Source organism: Xanthomonas sp. BRIP62409 (assembly GCF_003992965.1).
Taxonomy (GTDB): Bacteria; Pseudomonadota; Gammaproteobacteria; order Xanthomonadales; family Xanthomonadaceae; genus Xanthomonas; species Xanthomonas euroxanthea.
Window position 1 is genome coordinate 41473 of sequence record NZ_QEZJ01000028.1, and the last position, 26316, is coordinate 67788.

Genomic DNA, 26316 nt, shown 5'->3' on the forward strand with positions numbered 1-26316 from the left:
GCTTGTTGGGTCGCCTTGGGCGGCGGATCATTCCTGCTCGTCGTTGCTGTCGTCGTCGCTGCTGCTGGCGGTGTCGTCGTTGCCGGCATCGTCCAGCAGCGCCTGGGAGTGTTCGCTGGCCAGGGTTTCCACGCCGCGCAGGCGGCGTTCGATGGTGCGGGTCTTGCGGCTGGCTTCGCCCAGGCTCTTGCCGACCGTGCTGATCTGCCGCTCGGCCTTTTCGAGGATGCCGGCGAACTTGCCGAACTCGCTCTTCACCGCGCCCAGCACCTGCCAGACCTCACTGGAGCGCTTTTCGATCGCCAGCGTGCGGAAGCCCATCTGCAGGCTGTTGAGCAGGGCGGTGAAGGTGGTCGGGCCGGCCAGCACCACGCGATGTTCGCGCTGCAGCAGGTCGACCAGGCCGGCGCGACGGATCACTTCGGCGTACAGGCCTTCGGTGGGCAGGAACATCACCGCGAAGTCGGTCGTCTGCGGCGGGCAGACGTACTTGTCGCTGATCGACTTGGCCTGGATGCGGATGGCGCGTTCCAGCTGCGCCGTCGACGTCTTGATCGCGTCCAGGTCGCCCTTTTCCTGCGCGTCGATCAGGCGTTCGTAATCCTCGCGCGGGAACTTGGCATCGACCGGCAGCCACACCACGGTGTCGTCGCCGCGTCCTGGCAGGCGGATCGCGAAATCCACCGCCTCGGCGCTGTCGGGCCTGACCCGCACGCTGCGCGCGTACTGCTCCATCGTCAGCGTCTGCTCGAGGATGTTCTCCAGCTGCACTTCGCCCCAGCCGCCGCGGTCCTTGACGTTGCTCAGCACACGCTTGAGATCGCCCACGCCGGTAGCCAGCTGCTGCATTTCGCCCAGGCCGCGCTGCACCTGTTCCAGGCGTTCGGAGACGAGCTTGAAGGAGGCATCCAGCCGCGTGTTGAGCGTGGTCTGGAGTTTTTCATCGACGGTGGCGCGCATCAGTTCGAGCTTGCTGGCGTTGTCGTTCTGCAGGTTGGCCAGCTGTTGTTCCAGCGTGGCGCGCATTTCGCCGATGCGCAGTTCGTTGCGTTGGGTGAGTTCGGTCAGGCGTTGGCCCAGGGCCTCGGTGAAGCGCTGCTGCGACTCGCCGGCCTCCTGCCGGCCCTTGCGGGCATCGTCGGCCAGCGCTTCGCGCAGGGCGGCCATATGGGTGTCGGTGCGTGCGATCAGCTCGGTCAGCTGCTGGCCGAACACCTGGATGCGGGTTTCCTGCTGCTGGCCGAAGCCGTCGAGCTGGGTGCGCAATTCGGTCAGCCGCAGGGTGAGCAGTTCGCCGGTGCGTTGTTGCGCCAGGGCGCTTTCTTCGCGCGCCTTGCGTGCGTCTTCGCCGAGTGCGTCGCGCAGCAAGTCCAGGCGCTGGTCGGTGCGCGTGGACAGTTCAGTGAGGTTGCGCGCGAAGGTTTCCAGGCGGCCGTCCTGCTGCCGCGCCAGGCCTTCGAGCTGCTCGCGCAATTCGCCGCGGCCGTCGCGTTGCTCGGCACGCAGCGCCAGCTCCAGGCCGCTGGTGGAAGGACGTCGCAGCAGCGCGATCAGCTGCAACACGAGGACTACGACGAGCAGTCCGAGAAGGATCAGGGATTGGGATGACATGCGCGCAGTGTAGCCGGGCCGGTCGCAGGGGCTGCGCCAGTGCGATGCCGGTTGGGCGGCCGGTGCTCAGGGCGCGGGCGCCTGGGACGTTGCGCCTGCGGCAATGCGCATCAAGCGCCTCCGACGCGGCTGACGGCGTGGCGAGCCGGGCCGGAGCTGCGCAGTCGGAACGTCGCCGCGGTCAGAACCCTTCCAGCACCAGCTTGCCGCGGGTGCGATGCGATTCCAGTGCGGCGTGGGCGCGGCGCAGGTTGTCGACGGTGATGCGGCCGTAGTGCTCGCCCAGCGTGCTGCGCAGCGTGCCGCTGTCCACCAGCGCGGCGACGCGGTTGAGCAGGTGGTGCTGGGCAATCATGTCGTCGGTGTCGAACAGCGAGCGGGTGAACATGAATTCCCAGTGCAGCGACGCGCTCTTGCGCTTGAGCGGCAGCACATCGAGCGTGGCCGGGTCGTCGATCAGGGCCAGCTGGCCCTGCGGCGCGAGCACGTCGACCAGCTGGGTGAAGTGCTGGTCGGTATGGGTCAGGCTGGCGACATGCTCAACCTGGGCGATGCCGATGCGCTGCAGGCTCTCGCTCAGCGGCTGGGTGTGGTCGATGACATGGTGGGCACCGAGCGCATACACCCAGTCCTGCGTCTGCGGGCGCGAGGCGGTGCCGATCACGGTCAGCTTGGTCAACGTGCGCGCCAGCTGCACCAGGATCGAGCCGACGCCCCCGGCGGCGCCGACCACCAGCAGGGTCTGGCCCTGCCCGCCGTCTTCGGCGATGCGCAGGCGGTCGAACAGCAGCTCCCAGGCGGTGATCGCGGTCAGCGGCAACGCGGCGGCCGAGGCGTCATCGAGCGTGGCCGGCTTGCGCCCGACCAGGCGTTCGTCCACCAGGTGGTATTCGGCATTGGTGCCCGGGCGGTTCAAGGTGCCGGCGTAGTACACCGCATCGCCGGGCTGGAACAGGCTGACCGCGCTGCCCACCGCATCGACCACGCCGCTGGCATCCCAGCCGAGCACGCGCGGTGCGTCGACCGCGGCGTTGGCGCGCACCTTGGTGTCGACCGGATTGACCGAGATGGCATGGATGCGCACGCGCAGGTCGCGCGGGCCGGGCTCGGGCAGCGGCAGGTCGAGCGCGACCAGCGCGCGCGCGTCGTCGATGGGCAGACCGTGCTGGGGATAGGCGATGGCTTTCATGGCGGGCGTCCTGCGGGGAGGGAACTGCATGGTCGGCCGCCGGCATTGCGAGAAAAACCGGCAAACTGCGCAAGCACTTTCACAGCTGGAGGGAAGATGGTCCGCTTCGACGACTTGGCGCTGTTCGTGCGCACGGCGGCACTGGGCAGTTTTTCCAATGCCGCGCGCGAGGCCGACCTGCTGCCCGGCCAGGTCAGCGCGGCAGTGGCGCGGCTGGAGCGGGCCCTGGACCTGCGCCTGTTTGCGCGCTCCACGCGCAGCCTGCGGCTGACTGCCGAGGGAGAGCAGTACCTGCCCTACGCACGCCAGGTGCTGGAGCTGCTGCGCGATGGGCGCGAGCAGGTGCGCGGGCACGACACCGAACTGCAGGGCGTGCTGCAGGTAACCGCCCCGTCGGACCTGGGCCGCAATGTGCTGCTGCCGTGGCTGACCGAGTTCCGCGCCGCGCATCCGCGCCTGCGCCTGCGCCTGCATCTGTCCGACCAGGTGGCGGACCTGTACCGCGCGCCGGTGGATGTGGCGTTCCGGCTGGGGCGTATCGACGATGCGGAGCATGTGGCGCTGCCACTGGCGCCGCACAACCGGCGGGTGCTGGTCGCCGCGCCGTCCTATCTGCAACGGCACGGGCAACCGGCCACGCTGGACGCGCTGCGCGAGCACGCCTGCCTGCTGTATCTGCTGGCCGGGCGCGCCTACGACCGCTGGCAGTTCGAGCTGGAGGGCCGCCGCCACATCGTGCCGGTGCGTGGCGCGATGCTGTGCGACGACGCCGATATCGTGCGGCGCTGGGCAGTGGCTGGCGAAGGCATCGCCTATAAATCCTGGCTGGATGTCTGCACCGACGTGCAGGCCGGGCGTTTGCAGGTGCTGTTCCCGGAGTGCGGCGACCGCCTGCCTCTGCACCTGGTGTGCCCGCATCGCAAACAGTTTTCACCGGCGGTGCGGCAGCTGCACGCGCTGTTTGCGCAACGCTGCCAGGCGATGACGGCGCTGTACCCGCTGGCGTCCGATGCGCGTTGACCTGCTGCGCCGGAACAGGGGCGCGATGGATGCACGCGCGCCGCAGCAAGGTCTGCGCGACTGCCGCGCGCGTTGAGGTGCCCGTCACTGCGCAGCTTCTAGCCTGCCTGCATGACAGCCCGCCGCTTCCCGTCGATGCAGTGCTACGGCAATCGCCAGGGCCATTCCGGTGTGGTGGCCTATGCGGTGGCAGACGATGCAATCGCGGTGCGCTTTCGCAGTGGCGAGACCTATGTGTACACCGCCGCCAGTGCCGGCGCCGACGTGGTCGCGAGAATGCAGCGCCTGGCCAAGGCAGGCCGCGGCTTGAGCACGTATATCAGCCAGAGCGTGCGCGACGCTTACGCGGGCAAGCTGACGGTGTAGGCGAGCGGCAATGGGACAGGTTGCACACGTCGATCTGTATGGCTGCACGAATGTACACATGCCCATTGCAGCATCCGCTCCGTTGTACGCAGACGCGGCAGCCGTGCTGCTGCAATGATGCATCGACGCACGCGCAAGACGCAGAGCAGTCACTGGCGTAGTCGTCTGCACGCACTCACCACCTCCATCCCCGGGCACATATGCTGGACATCTACGGAAAGCCGACATCGATCAACGTGCGCAAGGTGCTGTGGCTGTGCGAGGAACTGGCGCTGGACTACACGCTGCACGCGTATGGCAGCGGGTTTGCATCGCTGAACACGGAGGCCTTTCGCGCGCTCAACCCCAACGCGCTGGTGCCGGTGATCCGCGATGGCGATCTGGTGCTGTGGGAGTCGAACACGATCTGCCGGTATCTGGCCGCGCGTGCAGGGCGCGCCGACCTGTTGCCGACGGCGCCCGCTGCCCGTGCGCTGGTCGAGCAATGGATGGATTGGCAGGCCACCGAACTCAACAACGCCTGGCGTTACGCGTTCATGGCCAGCGTGCGCGGCAGCGCGGCGCATGCCGATCCACAGGCGATTGCGGCGAGCGTGCGCGAGTGGAACCGGCACATGGCCATCCTCGAGGCACAGCTGCAACGCGGCGGCCCGTTCGTGCTCGGAGCCGACTTCACCCTGGCCGATATCGTGTTGGGCTTATCCACGCAGCGCTGGCTTGCCAGCCCGATCGCGCGGCCGGCGTTGCCGGCGGTGGCGGCGTATCACGCCTGCCTGAAGACGCGTGCCGGCTTTCGACGTCATGGCTGCAATGCGCCGTAGACCACGCCTGCGCAAAAGCGAGCCAGACAGTGCGGCGATGCTGGATTTGCATGCGGATCGCATCGCATTGACCTCAACGTGACCTGCGCATCGCTAGGGTGAGGCTTCGTTCCTGCCAGGCCACCCGATGACCACCGCCACCAACCAAACCCGTCTGTTCGCGCTGGGCCTGTTCGTTTTTCTGGGCAGCTTTGCCGCGATCGTCTGGTACCTGATGCGGCCGTACGGCACGGCGTATTTCTTCCCGGTGCATTTTTTGATCGGCGCCGCGTTGCCGTTTTTGTTCTATGCCATTGGTGGAACACGGCTGTGGTTCTGGATCGGCATCGGAGTCACCGCACTGGTGCTGTTGTGGTTCAACTTCTGGGGGCATGACGCCAATGGCGCGGCGCCGCGAGTACTCGATTGGACCCATTTCGCTGCCGGTGCGGTCGGCCTGATCGGCGCGTGGGCGGTGCAGTTGGTCTATCGCAATGTGCGCCCACCGCATCGCCCGTCTGTGGAGTGAGCGGGAATTTGGGATTGGGGATTGGGGATTCGCAAAAGCGGGATCGCGGGTGGCGGTCGCTTGGCCGGAGACCGGCGGGTGTGGCGCGCTGACAGCTGATACGGTACGCGTGCGCAGCCATGCTGGCGCCGACGCATGACCTTGGACCGATAGCTTTGCTGCGGCGCGTTGGGCGACACTCGCGCCTTCTTTTGTTCCCGCGAGGTCCGCATGTCGTCTTGGCTCAGGCGCAAACCCATCGATCAGGTCACCGTGCACGAGGCCGGCCGGCAGCTGGTCCGCAGCCTGAGTTGGCCGCATCTGGTCGCGCTGGGCATCGGCGCGATCGTCGGCACCGGCATCTACACCTTGATCGGCGTGGGCGCGGACAAGGCCGGCCCGGCGGTGCTGCTGTCGTTCGTGGCGGCCGGCATCGTGTGCGCCTGCGCGGCGCTGGCGTATGCGGAGATGGCCACGATGATGCCGGCTGCCGGCAGCGCCTACACCTACAGCTACACCGCGCTTGGCGAGAGCATCGCCTGGGTGGTGGGCTGGAGCCTGGTGCTGGAATACTCGCTGGTGGTGAGCACGGTGGCGGTGGGCTGGTCGGGCTATTTCGTCGGCTTCCTGCAGTGGTTGGGGGTCAACCTGCCGCATGCCCTGGTGGCCGGGCCGCATGCCGGCGGCATCGTCAACCTGCCGGCGGTGGTGATCACCTTCCTGGTCGCCGGCATGCTGATGGCCGGCACCAAGGAAAGCGCCACCCTCAACGCGGTGCTGGTGGTGCTGAAGATCGTGGCGCTGGGCGTGTTCGTGGCGATTGCGTTGCCGGCGTTCGACAGCGCCAACCTGCAGCCGTTCATGCCGTATGGCTTCCCCAAGACCGAAGGTGCCGATGGCGTGGAGCGCGGGGTGATGGCCGCGGCGGCGATCATCTTCTTCGCGTTCTATGGCTTCGATGCGATCTCCACCGCGGCCGAAGAGACCAAGAACCCGGGGCGCGATCTGTCGATCGGCATCGTCGGCTCGATGATCGGCTGCACGCTGATCTATGTGCTGGTGGCGTTGTCGGCGGTGGGTGCGATGAGCTTCACCGTGTTCGGCAAGAGCCCGGAGCCGTTGGCGCTGATCATGCGTGAACTCGGCCACGGCAAGGCGGCGCTGGTCATCGGTGCGGTGGCGATCATCGCGCTGCCGACGGTATTGCTGGCGTTCCTGTATGGGCAGAGCCGCATCTTCTTCGTGATGTCGCGCGATGGCCTGTTGCCACGTGGCCTGTCCAAGGTCAATGCCCGCACCGGCACGCCGGTGGCGATCACCCTGTTCACGGCGGTGCTGGTGGCGGCGTTGGCGGGCGTGGCACGCCTGGATGAAATTGCCGCATTGGCCAATGCCGGGACCCTGGCGGCGTTCACTGCGGTGGCGGCGTGCCTGCTGGTGCTGCGCGTGCGCGAGCCCACGCGTGCGCGCTCCTTCCGGACGCCGCTGGCATGGGTGGTGGGGCCGGTGGCGATCCTGGGCTGCCTGTATCTGTTCTGGAGTCTGCCAAGCACGACGCAGGGGTGGTTCCTGGCCTGGAACGCGCTGGGCGTGGTGGTGTATGTGGCCTATGGCCGGCGCAATAGCCGGTTGGCGAAGGTGGGATAGTTCCTCCTCCCAGCGGGAGTGTGCCCTTCTCCCAGCGGGAGAAGGGGCTCGCAGTACGGATGAGGGGCGCCTCGGACACCCGGCAGGTGCCAGCGATGACGAACGCGTCGCCACGCGCCTTCAAGAATGAATCAACACAGGCGAGCTGTGCCCTTGCTTTCAGGCTGCGCGCCGGCCCGCGCTCGCGGTACCGGCGCTTGAATCACGGTGCCGCCGCAGGCGTGGCGCAGAACGAGGCAGGCAATGCCTCTGGTTGCGTGCCCCAGCCCTGCGTCGGCGCCTGCTTGCTTAGTGCAAACGACAGCGTGCCGCCCTGCTGCAGCTGGGCCCAGTCCAGGAACACCTGCCGCTGCGGTTGCCCGTTGAAACGCACGCTGTCCACGTACTGCAGCGCGCGGCCGTCGGCGCCGGGGGCGTCGATACGCAGGCGCTTGCCGTTGCCCAGCGCCAGCGTGACCCGCTTGAAGCGCGGGGCATGCAGCAGGAACTGCCCGCTGCCCGGCACCGCCGGATACAGGCCCAGCGCACTGAACAGGTACCAGGCCGACATCGTGCCGAGGTCGTCGTTGCCGGTGACGCCATTGGGCGCGTTGGTGAACAGCTGCTGGGCGGCGCGCACCACGGTGGCGGTCTTCCACGGCTGGCCGATCAACGTGTACATCCAGGGGGCGTGCAGGTCCGGTTCGTTGTTGGGGTTGTAGCGGTACTGGTTGTAGTAGCTGTACGGGCCGACCACCCAGTGCGTGCGCGCGGCGTTGAGCGGGTCCTTGAGCAGGTCGTCGTAGGCAAAGAACGCATCCAGGCGTTTGCCGGCCTGCTCGCTGCCATGCATGGCCTGCAGCATGCCGGGGATGTCCTGCTGCACCAGCCACTGGTATTGCCAGGCGGTGCCTTCGTGGAAGCCATGCTGCGAGCGTGGGCTGTAGTGATCGTCCGAGGGGGCATACCAGCTGCCGTCTTCCAGCCGGGGGCGCGGAAAGCCGCTGAAGCCGGTGTCGGCATCGCGCACGCCGGCGTCCCAGACGTTGTGCCAGTTGCCGCCGCGTCTGCGTAGCAGCGCGCTGTCGTCGGGGTGGCCGAGCGCCTGCGCCATCTGCGCCAGCGCGCAGTCGGCCAGCGCGTATTCCAGCGTGGCCGAGCCGCCGTGGTGCGGGTCCACGTCCATGCCCTTGGAGGGGAAGGCACGGTCGTATTGCACGTAGCCGTTGGCCAGGTAGCTGGCGTTGCCCGAGCGCCCGGCGTGGCGCGAATTGATGGGCGGCTGGCCGAAGGCGTTCTGGCGCAGCGCGGCGTAGGCCTCGGTTTCACTGCCCTGCAGCGCGCCGAAGCGCCACAGGTCGACCATGAAGGGCGTCACCGGGTCGCCGGTCATGATGTTGGTGTCGTAATTGGCGTACCCCCAGCGCGGCAGCCAGCCGCCTTGCTGGTGGATGGCCAGCAGCGAGCGACCGATGTCGCGCGCGCGCGCCGGCTGCAGCAAGGCCAGCAGCTGGTTCTGCGAGCGATAGGTGTCCCACAGCGAGAAGTACTCGTAGTAGGTCCAGCCCTCGGCACGGTGGATCGCATCGTCGAAGCCGCGATAGCGGCCATCGGCATCGCTGCCGGTCAGCGGCTGCAGCAGCGCGTGATACAGCGCGGTGTAGGCCACCGTGCGATCGTCGGCGCTGGCGCCGGCCAGCTGCATGCCGGCCAGTTCCGTGCGCCAGGCCTGTTGCGCGCGCTGGCGCATCTGCTCCAGGCCCAGCAGCTTGCCGCCCTGCATGCCGTCGGCGCGCAGGTTGTTGCGCGCGCCTTCGGCGTCCACATGCGAGATGGCGCTGACCACGGTCACTGCGCGCGCGGTCTTGTTCTTGCCCAGCGGGAAGCTGAGCCAGGCGCCGTTGGGCTTGAGTTCGCCGCCCATGCCGTGGCGCGCGCCGGGCACGCCGCCATCTTCGCCCCAGACACCGTGCGCGGTAAACGGGCGGTCGAATTCCAGCCGGAACCAGGTGGTGTATTCGTGGCCGCCGCAGAAGCTCTGCGTGGTCAGTTTGCCTTCGACCACGCGGTCGCCGACCACCTGCAGCTGGCTGCCGATCACCACGTGGCGGTCGTTGGCCTGGCCCAGGTTGACCAGCACATGGCCGGTGTCGGCGCCGGGCGCGAAGCTGTAGCGCTCGGCGGCGGCGCGGGTGAGCGCGGTGGCTTCGGCGTCGATGCCGCCGTAGTCGGTCAGCCGCACCTTGTAGTAGCCGGCCTGGCCGACTTCGCCGTCATGGGTGTAGCGCGCGGCATAGCGCTTCTGGTCGAAGGCCTTGGCGTCGGCGGTGTCGAAGTCGCCGCCCGGGCCGATGCGGCCGGTGACCGGCAGCACCGAGACCTGGCCGCCCTGCTCCCAGCAGCCGGCCCCGGACAGGAACGAATGGCCGAAGCCGCGGATGCTGGGGTCGTCGTAGCGCCAGCCGGCGTAGTGCGCGCCGATCGGGCTGACCTGGACCAGGCCGAACGGGGCCGAGGCACCGGGGAAGGTGTTGCCGTCGTCCTTGCTGCCGATGAAGGTGTTGACCTGCGCCGGGTCCTGCGCGGCCAGCGGCGCGCACACCGCCATGCCAAGCAGGCACAGGCCGGCGGCGGCGCGGCGCCAGAACGGCGCCGGAGCGCCCTGCGAAACGGAACGATCGGACCAGACTGCGGAGAGCATGCAAGACACCTCGGAGGAGAGGGCGACCGAAGCCGCAGGTGGGGATCCATGTCGATCGCTGCACCACGCAGCGATCGACGCACAACGACCGCGTTCAAACGGCGACCGGCAGCGCGATTTCGCGCCCGACCTGGCTTGTTTGGATCGATCTAAATTCGATGCGGCCATGGGCCGTGTGTCGGCAAAGATTAAGCATTCTCGACCGCTTGCTGCACACCGCGGCGCAGCAAAGTGTGCGGGTGCTGGCAGTTTTGCGGGTGCTTTAGACTTTTGAGGCGATCTGTTGCGCGCTTCAGGTACTGCCATTCTGAAGCGTGTCAGAGGCACTGACGGATGAGTTGGCTTGGGATTGATTCGTCTGCGCTGCGTGCGGTTGGTTGAATGTGGCGCTCTTGGGCGTGTTGCGCGTCGGGGGCCGAACCCTCACCCCAACCCCCGCTCCGCGCCCCGGCCCGCGCTAGCAGCGCGGGCGCTCCCAGGCACGCGCGCCAGTGGCGCGCAAGCTGTGCCTTATCGCCCCGGGGGGAGAGGGGCTTGGTCCACGGGGCTTGATGGCCCATAAAAAAAGCCCGGTCAGTGACCGGGCCTGGCGACGCTGGCGTGGCGGCGGGAGGGGCCGACGCGCCGGTGACGCAGTTGCTTCAGATCCAGCGCATGCCCTCGAACGGGTTCCAGCTGGTGCTGCCCTTCACCTTGTCCAGGTAGTAGGCGTAGTTGGCGATCATGCCGGTCAACAACGACAGCGGCAGCCACAGCACGTTCTGAAACGCGGCCGGCAGGAACGAGGCCACGATGCTCACCACGACGCTGATGCCGATCAGGCTCAACGCCTTGCGCCACAGGCCGATGATGAAGAAATAGATGACGCCGAAGAAGAAGGCATAGAAGTTCATGCCGACCTTGACCTTCTCGCCAAAGCTCAGGGTCTTCAGTGCGTTCTTGTAACTGGGGTCTTTGGGGCCACCGTGACGGTCGAAGAAATCGAAACGGAACTGCCACTTGGGACTGAGCTGGGTGCGATCGAAGGTATCCATTCCAAACCATGTAGTTGAAAACGATTACATGATAGGCGATCGCGTATTCATCGGCACGTTCTTCGGCACCGGTCGGACGCGGAGGGTCAGCCGCCGATCAGCTTCAGCCGTGGCCGCTTGCAGGCCGCAGCGCGCCTCACTCGCGTTGGTCGCTGACACCGGTGCCGCGGCGCGCCCGGCGCAGCGCGTACAGCGAACGGTCGGCGCGATCGACCACTGCCGCCAGCGCCTCGCCGTCGTGGCGCAGGGCGGTGCCCAGGGTGAACTGGATCGGGGCGTCGTCGGTGGCGGCCACGTAGTCGCGCGCCAATGCCGCCAGCTGCGACTGGGTGGGTTGATGCAGCAGCACCAGGAACTCGTCGCCGCCCAGGCGGACCAGACGGTCCTGGGTGCGCAGCGGCTGGTTGAGGAACCAGGCCATCTGCACCAGCACTTCATCGCCGCGCTGGTGGCCGTGGGTGTCGTTGACCAGCTTGAACTTGTCCAGATCCACCACGATGCAGCCCCAGCGCACGCTGGGATCGCGCTTGTCCAGTTCGTCCAGGAAGCGGCGGTTGTAGCAGTTGGTGAGCGGGTCGGTGAACGACCATTCCAGCAGCTGCTTCTCCTGCTGGTACTGGTTGGTGATGTCCTGGGCGTGCGCCAGCACGACGGTGGCGTCGGCCTCCACATCCAGCACATTGCGGTACTGCCAGTGGCGCAGGCTGCCATCGCTGGCGACCAGCTCGATCACGCCGGCGTCCTGGCCGTCGAGCACCATCCGCGACAGATAGCCCTGGAAGGCGGCGTGCAGCTCGGGGCGGATGAATTCCAGCAACGAGCGCCCTTCCATGTCGTCCACGCTGCGGCCCAGCGAGCGCGCCGCGGCCGGATTGATGCTGATCAGCCGGCCATCCATCTCGTGGGTGCAGATCAGGCCCAGGCTGTACTGGAACATGTTGCGGAACTTGCGCTCGCTGGCAGCCAGCGCATCCACCGCGCGATGGCGGTCGGTGACGTCCTGGATCGCGCCGATCAGGCGGATGCGCCCATCCACATGCTCCATCGAGCCGGTGCTGTGCACCCACAGCCGCCGGCCGGTGGCGCTGACCAGCGGCAGTTCCAGGTCCCAGGGCGTGCCGTCGCGCACGCAGCTGTCCACCGCCTCGGTGATCACCGCGCGCGCATCCAGCGGATAGAAGCCGATCCCCTCGGCCAGGGTCGGCCGGTAGCCAGGCGGCAGATCGTGCAGCCGGCAGGTCTGGTCCGACCAGGTCAGCACGCCGCTGGCCACATCCACCTCCCAGCCGCCGACACCGGCGACCCGGCCGGTGCGTTCCAGAAACGCTTCGCTCTCGCGCAGGCGTTGCTGCAGCTGTGCGTTGGCAGCTTCGCGCTCCAGCATCAGCCGGCGCTGCTCCAGCCCTTCGGCGGCGACCCTGGCCAGCTGCTGCAAGGCGGCCAGTTGCGCCGGCTCCAGCGCGCGCGGGCGCTGGTCGATCACGCACACCGTGCCCATGCGCAGACCGTCGGACAACACGATCGGCGCGCCGGCGTAATAACGGATCCCCGGCGCATCGGTGACCAGCGTGTTGTCGCAAAAGCGCGGATCGGCCGGCGCATTGCGTACTTCCATCACCGCATCGTCCTCGATGGCGTGGGTGCAGAACGCGAGCTCGCGTGGGGTTTCACTGGCGCCGGGCAGGCCGATATTGGCCTTCCACCATTGACGATGCTCGTCCACCAACGACACCAGCGCGATCGGCGTGCCGGCAATCGCCTGCGCGGCGGCGGCCAACGCATCGAAGAACGGCTCGGCATCGGTATCGACGATCTGCAACAGCGCCAGACGCGACAGCCGATCGGTTTCGCGGGAAGTGGATGACGCGACGGTGTCGCAGTGGCTCAACGGAATGCTCGCTTGTTCCCCTGACAATCCGCTCAGTCTAGCGGACCGGGCATACCTGCCTGACGCTGGTTTCGTGCGCCGCGACACAGGATGGGGTGTGCGCCGGCGCTGCGGCCTGCCCGGCGGCACCGGCGTGTCGGCGCACTAGGCGGCGCCCTAGGCGGCGGGGTCGGCGCCGCTGGAGGCGCTGGTGTCGTCCATCTGCAGGGCCAGGTACAGGCGCACGCAGTCGTCGGTGTTGCCCAGGTCCACGCCGCAGAGTCCTGCGATGCGCTGCATGCGGTAATCCAGCGTATTGCGGTGGATGGCCAGTGCCTTGGCGGTGGGCGCCATGCGCATGCCGGCGCCGAACCAGACCGACAAGGTCTTCAACAGGTCGCCGCGCCGGTCCTGTGCCAGCAGTGCCTGCAGCGGCTTGCGCAATTCGTCGGCCTGCCAGGCCTGGCGCAGGTCGTCCACCAGCACCGGCAGGCGATGGTCGTCGTAGAAGAACGCGTCGGCCTGCGGCGCGCGCGCCTTGCCGATGCGCATGGTGGTGCGCGCGATCTGGTGCGACAGCGCCAGCCCGTTGGGCTGCGGGAAGTACTGCCCCAGCGCGAGGCGGATGCGCAGCGGGCTGCTGGCACGCATGCGCTCGAGCAAGGTATGCGCGCGACGGCGTTGTTCGCCCACGTCCCAGTGGCCGCGGCGGTCCAGCGCGGGCTTGAGCACCACCAGTTCGTTGAGCGCGGTGGCGGCGATCAGGTTGCCGCGCTCGGGCGTGGCCAGCAGCGTGTGCAGGCGCTGCAGTTCCACCAGCATGGCGTCCAGGTCGAGGGTGCCGCTTTCCACTTCGATCACGGCCGCCACGCGCGGCAGGTCCAGCGCGATGCCGAGCCGTTCGGCCCAGCCGGCCAGTGCCGGGGTCGGTCCGTCGGCGCGGATCAGGCCAAGCGTGACTTCCTCGCGCAGGCGCGCATCGCGGGCCAGCAGGCGCAGCAGGCTGGCCTGTTCCAGCATCGCTTCGGCCGCCATGCGCACCAGTTCGGCCTGTTGCCCGATCCGCTGCGGCTCGCCGGTCAGCCCGACGCAGCCGACGATGCGGCCATCGGCGATCAGCGGCAGGTTGACGCCCGGGCGCACTGCGTCCAGCTGCCGGGCCAGCGCCGCATCGATCTCCACCCGGCCCTGCCTGGACAGCACCAGCAGCGCGCCTTCGTGCAGCTGGCCGAGGCGGGCCGGCTCGCCGCTGGCGATGATGACGCCGGTGTGGTCCATCACATTGACGTTGCCGTCGACGATGGTCATCGCGCGGTCGACGATGGACTGCGCCAGGGTGCGGTCGAGCGTGAGCATGGGCTGAGGGTCTGTTGACGGGGTGAGGGAGGCTGCGGTGCCATGGTCGGCATGCACGTCGCCAAGCATGAGGCCAAGGCGCGCCGATGAGCGCGCGTCGCGGCCATGCTGCGGTTGCGCGGCGTCCGGGCCGTGAACCGGGCACGCCACCGGCACGCTGCGCTCATCCGCCTGCACGGCAGTGCGCGTCCGAGGCTGCAGGCAACGACGTGGTTACCTTGTCCTTTCGGCCGACGCGCCGCGCTGCGTGGGCCATGCCCTCATGCGGCAGCCATGCAACGCACGCCGCTCTGCAGCAGCAGGATCTGTGCGAGGCAGCTGCGTGCGGCCATCACTGCAGGTCAGCGCCTCCCGACGTACGCGCCATCGTCTGCCCCACCTGCAATGTCGCCGCCACGTTGCGTGCGGCGATGCGCACGTTGCTGGCGGCTTCGGCCAGCGCCTGCTCCACCGTGCAGGCGCGGTGCACCACCGCAAACATCGCAGCGATGCCGTGCCCATGCAGCCGCGCGGCGCCGTTGCCCAGGCAACCGGCGATGGCGATCACCGGCTTGCCGTGCCGCTGCGCCACCCGCGCCACGCCCACCGGCGTCTTGCCGTGCAGGCTCTGGCTGTCCAGGCGGCCTTCGCCGGTGATGACCAGATCGGCCTGGGCGACCAGCGCATCCAGCCCCAGCGCCTGCGCCACGATGTCCACGCCGGGCCGCAACTGCGCGCCCAGGTACGCCACCAGCGCCGCGCCCAGGCCACCGGCCGCACCGCCGCCGGGCAGGTCGTGCAGGCGCACACCGAGGTCGCGCTGCAGGAGGTTGGCGTAGTGCTGCAGGTTGGTATCGAGCTGGCGCACCATGCTGGGCGTGGCGCCCTTCTGCGGGCCGAACACCGCCGAGGCACCGGTCGGGCCGATCAGTGGGTTGTCCACATCGCAGGCCACTTCGAAGTGGCAGTCCTGCAGGCGAACGTCCAGGCCGTCGGTCTCGATGCGGGCCAGCGCCGCCAGCGCGCCGCCGCCGGGGCCGATCGCCTCGCCGCGCGCATCCAGCAACCGCACGCCCAGGGCCTGCGCCAGGCCGGCGCCGCCGTCGTTGGTGGCACTGCCGCCGATGCCGATGATGAAGCGCCGCGCGCCGGCATCCAGCGCGGCCAGGATCAACTCGCCCACGCCTGCAGTGCTGGTGCGCAGCGGCGCGCGCTCGGCCGGCGGCACCAGCGCCAGGCCGCTGGCGGCGGCCATTTCGATCACTGCGGTGCGGCCGTCGCCGGTCAGGCCGAAGAACGCCTGCACCGGGGTGCCGAGCGGGCCGCTGACCGTGCAGGCGATCACCCGCCCGCCGGTGGCCGCCACCAGGGCGTCGACCGTGCCTTCGCCGCCATCGGCGACCGGCACCTTGCGGTACTGCCAGTCGGGGAACACCTCGCGGAAGCCGGCCTCGATCTGGGTGGCCACCTCCAGCGCGGACAGGCTTTCCTTGTAGGAATCGGGGGCGATGACGATCTTCATGGGCACACTCGCTGGGACGGACGCATCACTGGTTCACCGCGCGTGCCGGCACCCGCAGCACCAGCGCCGCGCCCAGCAGCATGGCCCCGGCCAGCACGTACAGCGCCAGCTCGGTGCTGTGGGTGGCGTCCTTGATCCAGCCCACCAGGTACGGGCTGACGAAGCCGGCAACCTGGCCGGTGGAGTTGATCAGCGCCAGCCCGCCGGCCGCCGCGGCGGCGGTGAGAAAGCCGTTGGTCAGCGGCCAGAACAGCGGCAAGCCGCTGACCGCGCCCATCGTGGCCAGGGTCATGCCGAACAGGGCCAGCGCCAGGTTGTCGGTGACGCTGGCGGCGATGCACAGCCCCGCCGCGCCCATCAGCAACGGGATCACCAGGTGCCAGCGGCGCTCGCCGCGGCGGTCGGCCGAGCGGCCCATCAGCACCATGAACACCGCCGCGGCCAGGTACGGGATGGCGCTCATCAGGCCGATCCGGGTCGGGTCGGTGACACCGCTGCCCTGGATGATCGACGGCAGCCAGAAGTTGATCGCATACACCCCGCTCTGGATGCAGAAGTACACCGTGCCCAGCAGCCATACCGCCGGGTTGCGCAGCACCGCGCCCAGCGAGGTGGAGGCGCCGGCCGGCTTGCCTGCTTCGTCGGCGGCCAGCGCGCGGGTCAGTGCCTGCTTCTCCTGCGGGTCCAGCCAGCTTGCCTGCTGCACGCCATCGCTGAGCAGGAACCACACCCCGATGCCCAGCAGCACCGTGGGCAGGCCCTGCAGCAGGAACATCCATTGCCAGCCGGCCAGACCGCCCTGCCCGGCCGAGAAATGGCTGAGGATCCAGCCCGACAACGGCCCGCCCAGCACCCCGGAGATCGGAATGGCCGACATGAAGACGGTCATGACCCGGCCATGCTGGGCGCGCGGGAACCAGCGCGTCAGGTACAGCACGATGCCGGGGAAGAAGCCGGCCTCGGCCGCGCCGGTGAGCAGGCGCAGGGTGTAGAAGCCGGCCGGCGTGCGCACGAACATCAGGCAGGTCGACAGCAGGCCCCAGCTGACCATCATGATCGCCACCCAGCGGCGCGCACCGATGCGCTGCAGGATCAGGTTGCTCGGCACCCCGCAGGCCAGGTAGCCGATGAAGAAGATGCCCGCGCCCAATCCATACACGGTCTCGCTCATGCCCAGGTCGTCCAGCATCTGCAGCTTGGCGAAGCCGACATTGACCCGGTCTAGGTAATTGAACAGGTAGCAGACGAACAGGAACGGGATCAGCCGCCACAGGATCCTGCGGTAGGTCGGGCCCAGGCCGTCGGAGGGCGGCAGAGGCCGGGAGGCTTGGGTCATCGCACGCTCCAGCAGTGGGTAAGCCCACCGGTGCGCGGTGCGTTGGCACTGACGCCACACAGGGGTCGGCGCATTCTAGTTGGTGCTTTTTCCCGGAAGCATCGTCAGCCTGCTGCCTGTCCATGGCAGATCGGCGCTAGTTTTTGTGCAAATGCCCAGCTTCCCCAGGAGGCACGCGAGGCATACGCCGGTTTCGGAGCGCACGCACGACGGACCGCCTCGTTTTTGCGACTCCCGACTTCCGACTGCCCAATCCCAGCACTACCTCCCCACTCCCGATTCCCCATTCCCCGCCGCATACGCCTGCGCCTGCCCCATCACCCGCAGCAGGTTGCCGCCCCAGATGCCGGCGATCTGCGGCTCGGTGTAGCCCTTGCGCAGCAGCCAGGCGGTGATGCGCGGCAGGTCGGAGACATCTTCCAGGCCGACCACGCCACCGCCGCCGTCCCAGTCCATGCCGATGCCCACGTGTTCGGGCCCGACCACCTTGAGCACATGCTCCAGATGGGCGAAGAAATCCTCCTCGGTGGCGCGCTTGATCGGGTAGCGCGCATCCAGGTCCTTGAGCGCGGCGCTCAGGGCGGTGCCGTCGGCGATCTTGATGTGCTCCCAGCCGCCGTATTGCTCGGTCAGCGCCTTCTCGGCGGCCTTGCGCTCGGGGCTGGCGCCGCTGTTGACCAGGTAGCCGCCATAGGAATTGACCTGGATCACCCCGCCGTGTGCGGCCAGCACCTTCAGCCGCGCGTCGTCGATATTGCGCGGATGGTCGAACACCGCACGCGCACCGCTGTGCGAGAGCACGATCGGCACCGGCGACAGCGCGATCAACTGGTCGAACACCGCATCGGAGGCATGCGATTGATCGATCACGATGCCCAATGCCTGCGCCTGCTGCACCAGCTGCTTGCCGGCCGGACTCAGGCCCTTCCATTCCGGTCCCTTGGGATCGGTGGCCGAGTCGGCGAATTCGTTGTTGAGAAAATGCACGGTGCTCATCAGGCGCAGGCCTTGCGCGTAATAGAACCGCAGCAGCGTGGGGTCGGCCACCAACGGGCTGGCATTTTCCATGCTGATGTACACCACGCGCTTGCCAGCGGCCTTGATGCGCGCGGCATCGGCCGGCGTGGTGGCGAAGGCGAAGCGCTGCGGTTGCGCGGCCAGCAGCGTGTGGATCTTCAACAACCGCTGCAGGCCGGCATCGCGATCGTCCAGGTGCGCGGCCGCACTGCGATCGCCCTGCCCGGTGTAGACCGCCCAGAAGCCGCCATCCAGCGCGCCTTCGACCATGCGCGGGTAATCCACCTGCGACAGCCGGTTGCCGGCATGCGCCTGCAGGACGTCGAAGTCGGGGCGCTCCAGATTGGCCGGCGTGTCCAGATGCGAATCCAGCGTGACCAGCCGCTGTTGCAGCGCGGTGGCGCGCGCCAGTTCGGCCCTGGAAAACTCCAGCGCGTGGCTGGGTGCGGCCACGGCCAGACTCAGCACGATGGCGGTGCACAGGCGATGCAGGGTCATGGCAGCTCGCAGAAGTTGGGGGTGTATCGATCATAGCCGCGCTGGCCTCAGCCGCTGCACGATCAGGAGGTTCGCCTGCGTGGTCCGGGGCGTCGTCGCCGACCACGCCCCGGCGCTCACTTGCGTTCGAAGAACTCGTGATAGGCCTTGGATTTGCCTTCCGGCGACTTGCCCACCCCATTGCGGATCAGCGTCTTGCCATCTGCAGAGAACGTCCAGAACTCGCCGACGATCACGTCGTCGTCCTTCATCTTGAGGATCTGGTAGGTGTCGGCGCCGGTCTTGCTCACCGCGATCTGGTTGAAGCGCGCCTGCTCGTTGAGCGGGCTGGGTTTGCCGTCCAGCGTGGTGACGTAATCGACCTTGTACGGCGTGTCCGGGCGGGTGGTGTTGATGGAGTGGTACTCGATGCGGTTGTCGGAGAACTGCACGTTGATGGTCAGCCGCATGCCCTTGGGAAATTTGCCGTCGCTCCAGTTGGATTTGGATTCCACCAGGGTCCAGGCGCCGTCGTGCGGATCGGCCGCCGATGCGGCGAACGTGGCAGTCAACGCCGAGACGGCGAACAGGGCGGCGGTCAGAAAGGTGCGCATGGGCGGTGTCCTTGGAGGCTGGGATAGTGGGCGGTGCTGTCGGGTAGCTGCTTGGCGTCGGGCGATCGTCGGGAGCTGGGCATCAGAAGTCGGTGCGCGATTCCAGGTGCTGTTCGACCTGCTCGCGGGTGGTCCACAAGGTGCGGAACTCGCCCTTGGACAGCAGTGGCAGCTGGTCGCTGATGTGCGCCGAACCAGGCTGGCTGGCATTGCCGTAGCTCATCAGGCCCTTGGCCTTGAGCGGCGTGGAAAACTCCACCAGCGAGACCCAGGTTTCGCCGTGCTGCGGCAGGCGTTGGCCATCGGTATTGGGCGGGTTCCAGGTGATCACATCGAACGCACCGAGATTGCCGAAACCGCCGCGCCCGGGCACATCGACAGCGCCCAGGTGGAAGCGCGACACCTCGCCATACGGCCGGTCGATGGCGCCATAGGTCTTCTTGGTGCTGGCGACGGCCTGCTTGAGTTGGCGCAGCGCCAGCGCCGGGTCCTTCAGGCCGCTGGGTGTGGTCAGCGGCGCGTCCAGCGACCACGGCGTGGCATAACCGGCCTGCGAGAGGTAGCGCGCATCGCCGGTGAACAGGCGCGCCCATTCCTCAAACAACAACGCGCCGCGGCTGTCGGCTTCGAAGTGGCGGTCCCAGGCCTTGAGCACGTCGACCGCAGCGACAATGTCCGGATCGGTGCTGTCTGCGGCTGCGGCGTACAGCTGCGGCAACGTGCGATCGGCCGCCAGCGCCTGTGCGGTGCGCTTGAGTGCCACCAGCTGGTCGAAGTCGATGCTGTCGTGCTCGGCCAGCATCTTCACCGAGTTCTGCGCGCGCAACGACATCGGCCCGGTTGGGGCGACATAGGCCGGAAATGCGCTGGGGTCCAGCGCGCGCGGCCAGCTCGCCAGCCACGGCGGGTCGTTGGTGTTCTGCACGAAACCGCCGGCCGGATTGATCACCTTGGGCAGCTCGTCGTAGCTGTGCACATCGCTCCATAGCGTGGACGCGGTATCGCCGGGCACCAGGCCGCTCCAGTACTTCAGATCGCCTTGCGCATGCCTGGGCAGGATGCCGTTGTCCAGGAACAGCACGTTGCCGGCGTTGTCGGCATAGACGATGTTGAACATCGGCACCTGCAGCTGCTTGAGCGCGCGCTGGAACTGCGCAAAGTCCTGCGCCTTGCCCATGTCCCAGTACTGCTTGAGCATGTCGGGGCGATCCAGGCCAGCCACGCGCAGCGCCACGGTACTGCCGTCGTAGCGTTCGAACACCGGGCCGTGCACCGACTGCCGCACGTCCAGCGTCTGGGTTTTCAGCGCGCCATCGGCCTGACGGATCTTCAGCGTTCTGGTCTCCCGCTTGAACGGCAGCACCTTGCCGTCCAGCAGATAACCCTCGCCCGACAGCGTGAGTTTGTAGGTGGTCTGGCCCAGCAGCGTGTTCACCGTATTGGTGAAACCCAGTTGCTTGTTGAAGCCGAAACGCAGGATCGGCAGGCCCACCTGGGTGGCGCCGTACAGATCCACGCCCGGTCCGTTGAGATGCGCTTCGTAATAGGTGAAAAACCCGCTGCCCCAGGGCAGGTGCGGGTTGGCCAGCAGCATGGCATGGCCGTCGCGGGTCTTGCTCGGCATCAGCGCCCAGGCATTGGAGCCATCGCGGGCCTGGCCGTCCTTGGGTGGCTCGCCCAACACCTTGGCCGGCGAGGCGATGTAGACGTAATTCATCAGCCGGTGCGCGTGCGCCACCACGTCCACACCGGTGATCGGCAGCACCACCTTGACGTTGGCGTCCAGGGCCTCCGGGTGTGCGGCCGCGTAGGCGTTGATGCCTTGCGCGAAGGCGTCCAGGTCGGCACGAAAGCCCGGGGCCTGCTGCCGGTACCACTGCTGCGCGCGTGGGTAGACAGCGTTACTGACCAGCCAGCGATCCTGTTCGGCGTACTTCTCGCCCCAGTATTCGGCGGCGCGGCCGCGCGCTTCGCCATACAGATGCAGCAGCAGATTGCCATGGCTATGGGTCTGCGCCCAACCGAAGCCGTAGAAAGTGCCGGCTTCGGTCCTGGCATAGACATGCGGCACGCCGTAGCGGTCCCACAGGATCTCGCCGGTGTCCTTGCCGGCGCCGGCAAGCGCCGCCGTCGGAGCGCAGAGCACTGCGATCAACAGCCCTGCGCAGATGGAAGCGCTGCGCGCATGCGCCCGCATCGAAGAAAGTCGCGGCACTGGCTCACTCCTCAAAAGGTGTAGGTCAACTTGGTGTAGTAGGACCCGCCGGTGAAGCCGTACGGCACGCTGGTCACATAGAAACCGCTGCCGGTGCTGGCGACCGCACCGATGTTGTTCGGGTACTGGTTGAACAGGTTGTTGGCGCCGAGCGTCCAGGTGATGCGCCCGGACAGTGCGTAGGACGCTTCCAGATCGGTGATCCATTTGGCCGGCACGTGCTCATCGTTGGCCGGGTTGTTTTCCAGCACGTCGAAGCTGCCGAAGCGGTTGACGCGCACGTTGAGCGCGAAGTCGCCGATCACCCAGTTGCCGCCCAGCAGCAGCTTGCTGCGCGGGGTGCGCGACAGGTAGCCGCGCGAGGCACGGTCGAACAGTTCGTAGCCGGCGCCCAGCGAGTCCAGTGCGGCGGGGTTGTCGGCGATGCGGGTGATCTCGGTGGTGTTGTAGTTGTAGCCCAGGTTCCAGTTGACCCGGCCCCAGTCGCCGGCCTCCATGCGCCAGGTCGCCACCACGTCCACGCCTTCAGTGCGGGTGTCGATGGCGTTGGTGAAGTACTGCGCGCTGTCGACGCCGGACACGCCGGCGCGGGTGAGCAGGTCGGTGATCGCCGCACCGGTGATGTAGCCGGTCATGCCGATGCGGTCGTCCAGATCGATGCGGTAGGCATCCACGGTGAGGCTGAGCGCGCGCGTCGGGTTATAGGTGAAGCCGATGCTGGCATTGGTGGATTCTTCCGGCTTCAGCGGTTCGGCCCCCAGTGCCAGCGCGGCGGGGGAATCCACCGGCAGCGTCTTGGCCAGGAACAGCTCGCGGTCGCCGTTGTCCAGCGTGCGCCAGCTGCTGTTGGTGGCCGCGTACAGGGCCTGCGCCAGGGCCGGCGCACGGAAGCCGGTGCTGGCCGCGCCACGCAGCGCGAAGGTCGGGGTGATGGCCCAGCGCGCGGTGAACTTGCCCACCGCGGTGTCGCCGGCCGAATCGTCGAAGCGCTCGTAGCGGCCGGCCAGGCCCAGCGACACGCTGTCGGCCACGTCCCAGGTCAGGTCGACATAGGCCGCGCCGCTGTTGCGATCCAGGCTGCCGGCTTCGTCGGGCTGAAAGGTGATCGCGCCCTGCGCGCCGGGCGGCGGTGCCTGCCCGGCGCGCGGATGCCCGGCCGGGAACACGTAGTTGCCGGCCGCATAGGCCGCCTGCTCGCCGGCCTGGATCTCGTATTTTTCGTAGCGATGCTGCACACCCAGCGACACCTGCAGCGGGCGCTCGGCCAGTTGCAGGCCGCGGGTGATGTCCAGGCTGGTGGTCCAGTCTGTGGAGGTCAGCTGGCCGAGATAGAATTCTGTGGGGCTGGTCGGCCCCAGGCTGGCGTTGAGCGTGTGCAGGCCGTCGCGTTCGGAGGCGTTGCTGCCGTAGCTGGTGGCCAGATCCCAATCCCACTGGCCCCACAGGCCCTTGATGCCGGCGGTGAACTCGTAGTCGGTCTCGTCGATGCGCAGGCGCGGGCTGTACCCGTCCGGATAGATCTCCTGCAGGGTGTTGTTGGCGTTGGGATTGCGGAACGACCATTCCAGGTCGCTCAGGCGGCGGCTGTAGGTGGCGTAGGAATACCCACGCAGCTCGCCGCCCAGGCCCAGTTCGGCGTTGTAGGACAGGTTGGCGCCCTTCTGCCAGGGCTGGCCGAAGTTGCGCGTGATCAGGCGGTTGGCGGTGGCCTCGCGCGGGTCCGGCTGGCCGTTGACCGGGTAGTACAGCCGGTAATCGTCGGCCACCGGCACTGCGCGATTGGAGGTCTGCTGGTACCTGGCGTCGGCGGCCAGATAGACGAAGCCGTCGCTGCCCAGCGCCAGCCCCTTGCCGATGCTGGCGCTGCTGCTGTCGCCATCGGCGCGGTCGATGTTCTGGCCCCACAGCAGGTCGGCCTTGCCGCCCTCGGCATCGGACTTGAGCAGGATGTTGATGACGCCGGCGATTGCGTCCGAGCCGTACTGCGCGGCGGCGCCGTCGCGCAGCACCTCGATGTGGTCCACCGCCGAGACCGGGATCAGGCTCATGTCCACCGGCACCGAACCGCGGCCGACGATGCCGGCGATGTTGATGCTGGCGGTGCGGTGGCGGCGCTTGCCGTTGACCAGCACCAGGGTGTGATCCGGATTGAGCCCGCGCAGCCCGCCGGTGGCGATCACATACGAGGTGCCGTTGCCGGATTTGGCCGGTGCATTGAACGAGGGCACCAGATCGTTGAGTGCCGCCAGCAGGCCCGGGCGACCGGTCTTTTCCAGTTCCGCCGCGCCGATCACATCGATCGGGGTGGGGCTTTCGGTGACGGTGCGCTGCACGCCGCGTGCGCCGGTGACCACCACCGCATCCAGGTTGCCGACTGCGGCATCGGCTGGCGGTGCAGCGGCTGGTGGCGTCGGTGCGGATGCGTCCACCTGTGCGTAGCCCACGGCGGGATATCCGTGCAACGCGGCCGTCATCGGCTGCGCCGAGGCCAGCGTGATGCGTTCGCCATCGTCTTGAACCACGCTCAATCCGGTGCCGGCCAGCAACTGCCGCAGCGCCACGCGCGATTCCAGCGTGCCCTGCACCGCCGGCGTGCGGACCTGCTGCAGGTATTCGCCGGGTGCCACGATCTGCACGCCGGCCTGCCGCGCAAATTCCGGCAACGCCACCACCGCATTGCTCTCGGGGAGCGAGAACGTGCGCCCCTGCGGCGAGGCTGCCAAGGCCGCTCCCGCTGCCATCATCGCCATGGCCGTGCCGATGGCCTTGCTCAAACGCCTGCTTGCTGCCTGCATCACTGCTCTCCGCTGGCGCGCGTGCGCCGCTGTCCGGTCGTCGTCACCGTTGCTGTGTGGCCCCTGTCTGTTGGATGCGTGGCCGCCGCTTTTCCGCCATCGACATTGCGGATGGTGACGTGCAGCGGTGCACCTCACTGCGCGAGTGCGCCGCGCAAGTGGATGCCGCCACGGGTGTGTTCGATCTGCAGGCCCATGCTCAGCGCAACGGAGCGTGCGAAGCCTTCCGGATCGTTGGCCGAATACAGGCCGACCACGGTGCGCCGCGCCACCGCGGGGTCGTCGATCAGGATGCGCATGTCGTTGTAGCGGGCGAATTCGGCAGCGGCCTGCGCCAAGGTGTCGCCGTCGAAGGCGATCATTCCCTCGCGCCAGACCAGCAACTGCTGCACGCGCCGTGCTGGCAGCGGCTGCACCTGCACCGCCCGCGTCGGGCTGACCATGGCCAGCATATTGGCGGCCACCCGCTGCGGTGTGCGCCGGTCGGCCTCCACGTCGACGGTGCCTTCGCGCACGACGACCTTGACCGCATCGTCCTGCCGCCGACGCACGCTGAAACTGGTGCCGACCGCGCGCACTTCCGCGCCGGCCGCCATCACCACGAACGGGCGATGACGGTCCTTGGCCACGTCGAACAAGGCCTCTCCACGCAGCAACTGGATCTGGCGACGGTCGGCGCTGAACTCCACCACCACTTCCGAGCCGGAATTCAGCGTCACCGCCGAGCCGTCTGCCAACGGCAGGCGCAACACCTCGCCGATGCGGGTGAGGTGATGGCCGCTGCCGGGCGCGCCGGTGTCGGGGACGGCCTGCTGCAATGCCAGCATGCCGGTGGCCGCAGCGACCATGCAGGCGGCAAGTGCGGCCAGCCACCTGCCGCGTCGATGCGTGCGCCGCGAATACGTCGCTTCCGCGGCAAAGCCCTGCCCCAGCGCGCGCGCACGATCGAAATGCAGATGCACCGCGTGCGCACGTGCATAGGCGCCGCGATGGCGCACGTCTTCGGCCAGCCAGCGGTCGCGCTGCACGCGCTCGGCCGGCGTGAGCCGGTCGCGGTCCTCGCGTCCCACCCAGGCGGCGGCAATGTCGTCGATGCTGCGCATGCTCAGCTGCCGCGCTGCGGATCGGCCAGGCGCGTGGCCGGCGCGGCGTGGCCCGCGGCCGGTGCCGATGCGGGCGTGCGGCCCATGCGTGCCATCAGCAGACGCAATCCCTTCACGATGTGTTTTTCCACGGTGTTCTCGCTGATTCCGAGCCGCGCGGCGATCTCGCGCTGCGACAGGCCGTCGACCTTGCGCAGCAGAAACACCTGGCGGCATTTGTCCGGCAGTGCCGCCAGCGCTTCGCCGATGCGGCGCAGCTCCTGACCGGCAATGGCGTGGCGCTCGGGTGAGCGCTCGTCCTGTGTGATGTCCAGGCGCTCGATTTCCGCCACGCTCTCGATCGACACGATCCTGGCGCGGCGCACCTGCTGCAGCAGCACCGACTGCGCAGCGGTGAACAGATAGGCGCGCGGATTGGCGATATGACCCACCTCGCCCAGCCCGGCCAGGATGGCGTAGGTCTCCTGGATGACGTCGTCGCAATCGACGTTGCCGGGGGCGTGCTTGCGCAGCCAGCGCCGCAGCGCCGGCTCGTGCGGCAGGACCTGCGTCGCCAGCCAGGCGGCGCGCTGGGAATCGATGGCCGGCATCTAGGACGCGGCCGCTGACGTGCCCGCACGTCGAAGTGAGGAAGTCATTGCGTTCTCCGGGGGTTCGAGCGAAGGACCTGCTCTTGAAGTCACGATGCGCCAGCGGCGCAACTCCGCCATGCCCTCCGACGGGTGGCCCGCTGCGATGGCACTACCCGCGCAGCGCGCGCCGGACATCGACAATGTCCGGTCGGATGCGGCCAACGAAATGGCCGTTGGCAATGACTTGACTGCTTGAGGTTATGCAGGCACGCCACGCACACGGGCGCGCCGCCACGCCAATGGCAACGCGAATGGCAACCCCACGGCGATGGGCGGCGCCGTGCAGGGCACTGCAGTATCTGGCGGTCTGAACGTGTGGCATCCGGGCGCGACGAGCGGCGCCGATGCGCTAGCGAGTACGGTGTTTATGGGGCCGGGCGTACTGTGGCGATGTCGATCCGGGGACCATGACAAAGTCCGGTTTCGGGGCCGATCTGCGCCAGGCGGTGCCGGACATCACCGCAGGGCCGGTGGGTTGGTGATCGGTTGCCGCTGCAACCAGCCGCAGGTCATCGGCGGATGGGCCCGATACGCGCAGGCCGAAGATG

Annotated in this window: 19 protein-coding genes; 5 read left to right on the forward strand and 14 right to left on the reverse strand. The window is 68.1% G+C overall.

Annotated elements, in window-relative coordinates; translation table 11 throughout:
* Nucleotides 1-27: 27 nt before the first annotated feature.
* Both rmuC and EO170_RS17370 read right to left on the reverse strand, forming a co-directional pair.
* A complete protein-coding gene (gene rmuC / locus EO170_RS17365) occupies nucleotides 28-1611 on the reverse strand; it encodes a DNA recombination protein RmuC (protein ID WP_104585880.1) in 1584 nt (527 codons plus the stop codon).
* A 181-nt stretch (nucleotides 1612-1792) separates the two neighbouring features.
* The gene (locus EO170_RS17370) at nucleotides 1793-2800 is read right to left on the reverse strand and encodes a zinc-binding alcohol dehydrogenase family protein (protein WP_126946902.1); all 1008 of its coding nucleotides are present in this window, start codon (nucleotides 2798-2800) and stop codon (nucleotides 1793-1795) included.
* 96 nt (nucleotides 2801-2896) lie between these two features.
* Here EO170_RS17370 and EO170_RS17375 point away from each other — a divergent pair, with 96 nt between their 5' ends.
* The 5 genes from EO170_RS17375 to EO170_RS17395 all read left to right on the forward strand — a co-directional run bounded on the left by EO170_RS17375 (nucleotide 2897) and on the right by EO170_RS17395 (nucleotide 7141).
* Nucleotides 2897-3820: a LysR family transcriptional regulator gene (locus tag EO170_RS17375; RefSeq protein ID WP_104650398.1), complete on the forward strand. Its 924-nt coding sequence runs from the start codon at nucleotides 2897-2899 to the stop codon at nucleotides 3818-3820.
* Between the two features lie 135 nt (nucleotides 3821-3955).
* Nucleotides 3956-4186, forward strand: a complete 231-nt coding sequence (locus EO170_RS17380) for a hypothetical protein (protein ID WP_126946988.1) — start codon at nucleotides 3956-3958, stop codon at nucleotides 4184-4186.
* A 200-nt stretch (nucleotides 4187-4386) separates the two neighbouring features.
* Nucleotides 4387-5007: a glutathione S-transferase gene (locus tag EO170_RS17385; protein ID WP_126946905.1), complete on the forward strand. Its 621-nt coding sequence runs from the start codon at nucleotides 4387-4389 to the stop codon at nucleotides 5005-5007.
* Nucleotides 5008-5134: 127 nt separating this feature from the next.
* The gene (locus EO170_RS17390; protein WP_104585894.1) at nucleotides 5135-5515 is read left to right on the forward strand and encodes a hypothetical protein; all 381 of its coding nucleotides are present in this window, start codon (nucleotides 5135-5137) and stop codon (nucleotides 5513-5515) included.
* Between the two features lie 210 nt (nucleotides 5516-5725).
* Nucleotides 5726-7141, forward strand: a complete 1416-nt coding sequence (locus EO170_RS17395; RefSeq protein WP_104650369.1) for an amino acid permease — start codon at nucleotides 5726-5728, stop codon at nucleotides 7139-7141.
* Between the two features lie 202 nt (nucleotides 7142-7343).
* Here the strand turns inward: EO170_RS17395 and EO170_RS17400 are convergent, their stop codons facing one another.
* The 12 genes from EO170_RS17400 to EO170_RS17455 all read right to left on the reverse strand — a co-directional run bounded on the left by EO170_RS17400 (nucleotide 7344) and on the right by EO170_RS17455 (nucleotide 25726).
* Entirely contained in the window at nucleotides 7344-9821 is a 2478-nt protein-coding gene (locus tag EO170_RS17400; protein WP_126946908.1) for a GH92 family glycosyl hydrolase, read from the reverse strand.
* A gap of 641 nt (nucleotides 9822-10462) precedes the next feature.
* Nucleotides 10463-10855, reverse strand: a complete 393-nt coding sequence (locus tag EO170_RS17405) for a DUF2628 domain-containing protein (RefSeq protein WP_016902101.1) — start codon at nucleotides 10853-10855, stop codon at nucleotides 10463-10465.
* A 136-nt stretch (nucleotides 10856-10991) separates the two neighbouring features.
* Nucleotides 10992-12743, reverse strand: a complete 1752-nt coding sequence (locus EO170_RS17410) for a diguanylate cyclase (RefSeq protein WP_104650371.1) — start codon at nucleotides 12741-12743, stop codon at nucleotides 10992-10994.
* A 156-nt stretch (nucleotides 12744-12899) separates the two neighbouring features.
* Nucleotides 12900-14078, reverse strand: coding sequence for a sugar diacid recognition domain-containing protein (locus tag EO170_RS17415; RefSeq protein WP_126946911.1), 1179 nt, complete (start codon nucleotides 14076-14078; stop codon nucleotides 12900-12902).
* Nucleotides 14079-14409: 331 nt separating this feature from the next.
* On the reverse strand, nucleotides 14410-15579 hold the full coding sequence (locus EO170_RS17420) for a glycerate kinase (RefSeq protein WP_115678203.1): 1170 nt from the start codon (nucleotides 15577-15579) through the stop codon (nucleotides 14410-14412).
* A gap of 25 nt (nucleotides 15580-15604) precedes the next feature.
* The gene (locus EO170_RS17425) at nucleotides 15605-16915 is read right to left on the reverse strand and encodes an MFS transporter (RefSeq protein ID WP_164741087.1); all 1311 of its coding nucleotides are present in this window, start codon (nucleotides 16913-16915) and stop codon (nucleotides 15605-15607) included.
* Nucleotides 16916-17176: 261 nt separating this feature from the next.
* The gene (locus tag EO170_RS17430) at nucleotides 17177-18430 is read right to left on the reverse strand and encodes a dipeptidase (protein ID WP_126946917.1); all 1254 of its coding nucleotides are present in this window, start codon (nucleotides 18428-18430) and stop codon (nucleotides 17177-17179) included.
* Between the two features lie 116 nt (nucleotides 18431-18546).
* Entirely contained in the window at nucleotides 18547-19023 is a 477-nt protein-coding gene (locus EO170_RS17435) for a hypothetical protein (protein WP_126943771.1), read from the reverse strand.
* Between the two features lie 82 nt (nucleotides 19024-19105).
* Nucleotides 19106-21238 carry an acylase gene (locus EO170_RS17440; protein ID WP_241239467.1) on the reverse strand — a complete coding sequence of 711 codons (2133 nt, stop codon included), beginning with the start codon at nucleotides 21236-21238 and terminating at the stop codon, nucleotides 19106-19108.
* 11 nt (nucleotides 21239-21249) lie between these two features.
* Nucleotides 21250-24012 (reverse strand): TonB-dependent receptor, encoded by a 2763-nt coding sequence (locus tag EO170_RS17445; RefSeq protein ID WP_206514033.1) that lies wholly within the window; start codon nucleotides 24010-24012, stop codon nucleotides 21250-21252.
* Nucleotides 24013-24167: 155 nt separating this feature from the next.
* A complete protein-coding gene (locus tag EO170_RS17450) occupies nucleotides 24168-25136 on the reverse strand; it encodes a FecR domain-containing protein (RefSeq protein ID WP_126946923.1) in 969 nt (322 codons plus the stop codon).
* 2 nt (nucleotides 25137-25138) lie between these two features.
* Nucleotides 25139-25726, reverse strand: coding sequence for an RNA polymerase sigma factor (locus tag EO170_RS17455; protein WP_104585912.1), 588 nt, complete (start codon nucleotides 25724-25726; stop codon nucleotides 25139-25141).
* Nucleotides 25727-26316: the final 590 nt, after the last annotated feature.